5 protein-coding genes are annotated in these 4,585 nt (G+C 38.7%); all 5 read left to right on the top strand.

What is annotated here, in order from left to right:
* Positions 1–189: 189 nt before the first annotated feature.
* Positions 190–540 carry a hypothetical protein gene (locus ACN6OV_RS11850; protein ID WP_427953192.1) on the top strand — a complete coding sequence of 117 codons (351 nt, stop codon included), beginning with the start codon at positions 190–192 and terminating at the stop codon, positions 538–540.
* 150 nt (positions 541–690) lie between these two features.
* Positions 691–1,581: a bile acid:sodium symporter family protein gene (locus tag ACN6OV_RS11845; protein WP_427953190.1), complete on the top strand. Its 891-nt coding sequence runs from the start codon at positions 691–693 to the stop codon at positions 1,579–1,581.
* 71 nt (positions 1,582–1,652) lie between these two features.
* On the top strand, positions 1,653–2,537 hold the full coding sequence (locus ACN6OV_RS11840) for a bile acid:sodium symporter family protein (RefSeq protein ID WP_427953188.1): 885 nt from the start codon (positions 1,653–1,655) through the stop codon (positions 2,535–2,537).
* Positions 2,538–2,666: 129 nt separating this feature from the next.
* Positions 2,667–3,569, top strand: coding sequence for a 50S ribosomal protein L11 methyltransferase (gene prmA, locus ACN6OV_RS11835; protein WP_427953186.1), 903 nt, complete (start codon positions 2,667–2,669; stop codon positions 3,567–3,569).
* 19 nt (positions 3,570–3,588) lie between these two features.
* Entirely contained in the window at positions 3,589–4,473 is an 885-nt protein-coding gene (locus ACN6OV_RS11830; protein ID WP_427953184.1) for a DUF3426 domain-containing protein, read from the top strand.
* The last annotated feature ends 112 nt before the right edge of the window (positions 4,474–4,585 follow it).

Here is a 4,585-nt window from a genome sequence, read left to right as displayed (position 1 = left end):
GGTAGTTTTTTTAGTCGAAATCTAAATTGTGTTATGTCCTTTTTATTTCAAGAGTTTAGAAAGTTGAGATTCGCGTATTCAACATAAAACTATACATATTTACCGCAAAAGTTACCTGATCGTTGTTGTTTTATTTTGTCTATTTTTTATCCTATTAATGATCCCATGAGAATCATAAGGACGATAAGTATGAATAAGAATATTTTACTCTCCACGGTTTTATGCGGTTTATGTTTGGCGCCACTGGCTGCATCAGCAAATGACAAGGTTGATAAAGTCTACGATGCTCAGCGCTATCAACAAGTGTGTAAAGGCAAGAGTCAAGGCGCTCAAGTTTCCTTTGCATACCGGGGTATTATCTGGAATGGTACATGTGAACCTCAGTTCTTTACCTCATCCAAAAATGTCAGCATTCATGGTGAAGAAACCGAACTATACACAACCTGTAGTGCAGACAGTCATGCAACAATGGCAACCATTAACGGTCAGGAAGTGAAAGGTAAATGTGCACTTGGTTTCACAGCACCTCGCCCTAAATAATCATCATTTCCATCAAAATATCGACCATTTAACACATCAATAATGAAGCGGGTAAATCATCAAAATTTTGCCCGCTTTATTTATTGCTTATTTGTAAAACTTGGCTACACTCAAAAAAGACTATAAAGATAAAAAATATCAGGAAATTCCATGGATTCGGGATTATTTGCATTTTTTCTGCCAATCGCTTTAGCCATTATGATGATGGGGTTAGGATTAGAACTCTCAGTCAAAGACTTTTTGCGTATTGGGCGCTATCCAAAAGCCATTTTTATTGCATTATTTACCCAGCTTATTCTCTTAACGGGTATTGCCTTTTTACTGTGCATCTTACTTGAATTACCGCCCTTGCTTGCTGTGGGACTCATGCTTTTAGCCGCCTCCCCAGGTGGGCCAACAGCCAATTTATTCAGTTATATTTATAAAGGTGACGTCGCCCTTAACATCACCTTAACCGCGATTAACTCGGTGATTTCTTGCTTTACCTTACCGTTTATCGTCAATCTTTCTATTCTGTACTTTTTAGGCGAAAACACAAAAATTGGTATGCCGATTGAAAAAATCACCCATGTTTTTTTGATTATTTTCATCCCAGTTTGCTTAGGTATGTTTGTTCGAAATTCACTTCCAACGTTGGCTCAACATGTCAATAAACCAATGCGCATCTTGTCTGTTTCTTTGTTAAGTCTGATCTTTTTAGTTGCAGTATTGCGTGAACAAAGCAATATCATTACCTATTTTGTCAGCGTCGGTATCGCCACTTGCCTATTTTGTTTTAGTGGATTGTTCTTAGGCTATCTGATGCCACACCTAGCACAAATTCCAGAAAAACAAGCCCGTGCCTGTACTTTTGAAATCGGCATTCACAATACTAGTATTGCTTTAACGATTGCATTGAGCGTACTTGAAAGCACCACCATTGCGATACCTGCAGCTGTCTATTCGATTTTTATGTATTTACTCGCAGGCTTGTTTGGTTTCATTTTAACCTACCGCGAGAGTCATCTTATTCAACAACAAAATACTGAAGCCACACATTAATTTTTATAAATAACTCACCACATGGATATTGGTGAGAATCCTTTTCAATATGCTCATGGAGAACATTCAATATGGATTCTGGAATTATTACGATACTTTTACCTTTGGCGCTTGCCTTTATTATGATTGGACTGGGGCTGGAACTCAGCCCAAAAGATTTTGCTCGTGTCAGTAAACATCCTAAAGCAGTTTTAATTGCGCTATTCTGCCAATTGGTTTTACTGGTTGGCATTGCTTTCATTTTATGTAAGGTTTTGGCTTTACCACCTTTATTAGCGGTCGGTCTTATGCTGCTCGCAGCATCACCTGGCGGTAGCACAGCCAATCTTTTTAGTTATCTCTTCAAAGGTGATTTGGCACTCAACATTACCTTAACTGCCATTAACTCTGTCATCGCAGCCATCACCCTGCCATTGATTGTGAATTTTTCAATTCAGCATTTCATGCAAGAAGGACAGCAAATCAGTTTGCAGTTCAGTAAAATTTTGCAAGTATTTGGTATTATCATTATCCCTGTTTGTATTGGCATGCTACTTCGTCATTACGCACCAAAGTTCACAGAAAAACTGCATAAGCCATTACGCATCTTTGCAGTGGTCTTTCTGATTTTAATTATTATTGGTGCTATTTATAGTGAACGAAACAATATTGCGACTTATTTAACTCAAGTTGGACTAGCAACTATATTGTTCTGTATTTTCAGTCTATGTATTGGATATTTTGTACCTAGACTTTTAGGCATTAATAGCGCACAAGCCCGTGCCTGTGCCTTTGAAATTGGCATCCACAACAGCACTCTTGCTATGACCATTGCGTTGACCGTGATGGCAAGCTCGGCAGTTGCAATGCCTGCAGCAGTATATTCCCTTTTCATGTATATATTCGCTGCAGTGTTTGGTTTCTTGATTACCCGTTTTGCTCCATTGCCTGCGCAATTAGCAGAAAAAGCATCATAAAAATGCACTTTGAGAGATAAAAGGATGCTATGAGCATCCTTTTATTTTAGGGAAAATGCATAATTTATCGCTGCAACTCACCCAGTTCCGTTACAATAGCCGTTTATAAAACAATTTTAGGTTATGTCCGTGAAGTGGTTACAAATTCATATTACTGTTGAGCAAGCTCAAGTTGATTACACAGAAACACTGCTCAGTTCTTTAGGCGCAGTGAGTGTAACGCTAGATGATGCAGAAAATCAGGATTTACTTGAACCACTTCCAGGCGAAACCCCTCTTTGGAATAAAGTCATCGTTACAGGTATCTATGCCCAAGAAGATGATGAAGAAATTGACGTTGCGGCTTTAGAAACCTTTATTAAAGCACAGCTTCCAGATGTTCCAATGCGTAGCGAATTTATTGAAGACCAAGAATGGGAACGCACTTGGATGGATGCTTATGAGCCTATTCAAATTGGTGAAAAGTACTGGATTGTTCCTGAATGGATGGAAGCACCAGAAGCAGATGCGGTAAATATCAAACTTGATCCAGGTCTGGCATTTGGAACAGGTAACCATGCATCTACATTCCTGTGCTTGCAATGGCTCGGCAAAGTCGATCTTAAAGATAAAGTCGTGATCGATTATGGTTGTGGCTCAGGTATTTTAGGTGTTGCAGCACTGCTTTTAGGCGCTAAAAAAGTCTATGCTACCGATATCGACCCACAAGCGGTATTAGCAACACAACAAAATGCTGAACTTAATGGCGTACTGGAAAACTTGTATGTAGGTCTCCCTGAAGAATTCAATAAAGAGCTTGCAGGTCAAAAAGCTGATGTGTTTGTAGCCAACATTCTTGCAGGCCCATTAATGGCATTGGCGGCGGAATTCTCAACTTTAATTAAATCTGAGGGCGAGTTCGCACTCGCAGGTGTAATTGAAGAGCAAGTTTCTGATGTTTCTCGTGTTTATTCTGAATTTTTTGATATATTAGACGTAGAAAAACGTGACGAAACCTGGTGCCGAATTTCCGGAAAACGCCAGAAGTATTAAAAATCTAAAATGTGTACTTATGAGCGACAAATTAACTAACTGCCCGACGTGTTCCACAACGTATAAAGTAACTGTTCCGCAACTTACTGTCGCTCAGGGTATGGTCTGCTGCCCGAAGTGCTCAACATCTTTTAATGCCTTGTCTCATTTGGTTGTAGAAAAAGCCCTGTCTTTTTCTACTCCACCTCCGCAATCTTCACCACAAAAGCAACCTGTGACCATTCATGTCAATGACTTTAATATTGAGCCAGTGATTTACAATGATGAGACTAAAACATCCACCCACCCACTATTAAGACTTTTTGATCAGAAAGTTGAACACTCTAATATCGATTTAAAAACCTATTTAAATAATCTGAACTATTTCAGCACTGAGCCAATTGGCAATTTACCCGCAGTAAATTGGGCCGAACAAACCGAAAAAGAAAAAAAACGTAGCACCCTAAATTACTTAATGTGGATTTCAGTTAACTGTATTTTATTTGGTGCCCTGATTTTCCAATTTTTCTGGTTTAACCCACAATATCTTAAAAGTAGCCCTGTTATGGGTGCAGCCTTTACCAAGGTTTGTAATGTATTTAATTGTTCTCGCCTTGAGGAACATTACAGCCTGATTAGCACCAAGAAAGTCAAAGTCCGTAGTACGGGAAATCAAGAAACTAAATTTAGTGGTGAAATGGTCAATTTTCATGACCGTAGTCTGGCGATGCCTATATTAAAAGTATCGTTAAAAGATAATGGCAGTGAAATTGCCAATTACCAATTACAACCTGAAGAATATTTAGCTAAAAATTTACACGGCATTCAACGAATTCCAAAAGGTAGTCCATTCAAATTTGAATTCATCCTGCCGATTGCACGCAAAAGCTTCGATAATTATTCAATCGAACTGATTCGCCCCTAATATTGGAAAAACCTATTAAAAAACGAAAAAAAACATAAAAAAAATGCAGTTTTCTTGCTCACTTTTGCTTAGACAATGGTATGATACGCGCCACGAAAGCTTTGTGCTGCAA

The organism is Acinetobacter sp., from assembly GCF_050285345.1.
Taxonomy (GTDB): Bacteria; Pseudomonadota; Gammaproteobacteria; order Pseudomonadales; family Moraxellaceae; genus Acinetobacter.
This window is presented reverse-complemented; position numbering and strand designations above follow the sequence as displayed.

Excerpts from the sequence above, each read along its gene's own strand:
- ACN6OV_RS11830 (WP_427953184.1), top strand. The coding sequence starts at position 3,589 with ATGAGCGACAAATTAACTAACTGCCCGACGTGTTCCACAACGTATAAA.
- ACN6OV_RS11850 (WP_427953192.1), top strand. The coding sequence starts at position 190 with ATGAATAAGAATATTTTACTCTCCACGGTTTTATGCGGTTTATGTTTG.
- ACN6OV_RS11845 (WP_427953190.1), top strand. The coding sequence starts at position 691 with ATGGATTCGGGATTATTTGCATTTTTTCTGCCAATCGCTTTAGCCATT.
- ACN6OV_RS11840 (WP_427953188.1), top strand. The coding sequence starts at position 1,653 with ATGGATTCTGGAATTATTACGATACTTTTACCTTTGGCGCTTGCCTTT.